This is a genomic window from Paenibacillus sp. A3 (assembly GCF_001399685.1).
Lineage (GTDB): Bacteria > Bacillota > Bacilli > Paenibacillales > NBRC-103111 > Paenibacillus_G.
The window spans coordinates 1-540 of the sequence record NZ_JTHN01000375.1; the positions used below are offsets into that span (position 1 = coordinate 1).

Annotated in this window: 1 protein-coding gene; it reads right to left on the reverse strand. The window is 59.8% G+C overall.

The window, feature by feature from the left end:
• Positions 1 to 540 (reverse strand): Gfo/Idh/MocA family oxidoreductase (locus tag QJ48_RS34765; protein ID WP_237763161.1); only part of this gene is annotated, 540 nt, incomplete at both ends.

The following is a 540-nucleotide window of genomic DNA, read 5'->3' on the forward strand; positions in this document are numbered from 1 at the left end:
GCTCCGGCGTGACGACCGGATCGATATCCTTGTCGATCGCTTCCAGCCACAAGCGGGCTTCGAGATCGGCCGGGCTTTCGCCGTTGCCTTCGTAGAAATCGACGCCTTTGGCATCCAGTTGGATTTCGTTCATGAACAAGCGGCTGTGCTTCTCGCCGTTGATGCGCAAGCCGTCCCACATGTCGGCGCCGCCCTCGGTGCCGCACAGCGTCGTTTTGGCTTCGCCGGTTTGCAGCAGGTTGATCGCCCAGCTCGATTCGAGCACGATCGTCGCTCCGTTCTGCATCGTGATCATGCCGAACGCGGAATCCTCAACCGTGAACTTCTCCGGGTCCCAAGAGCCCCAAGCGTTGGCAGCGTTTGCTTTCTTCGACAGCTTATGAAACGCGGTCCCGAGCACGGCCTTCGGCTTGTAATTATCCATCATCCACAGCGTCAAATCGAGCGCGTGCGTCCCGATATCGATCAGCGGGCCCCCACCTTGCTTCTCTTCATCCAGGAAGACTCCCCAGGTCGGTACGGCACGGCGACGGATCGCAT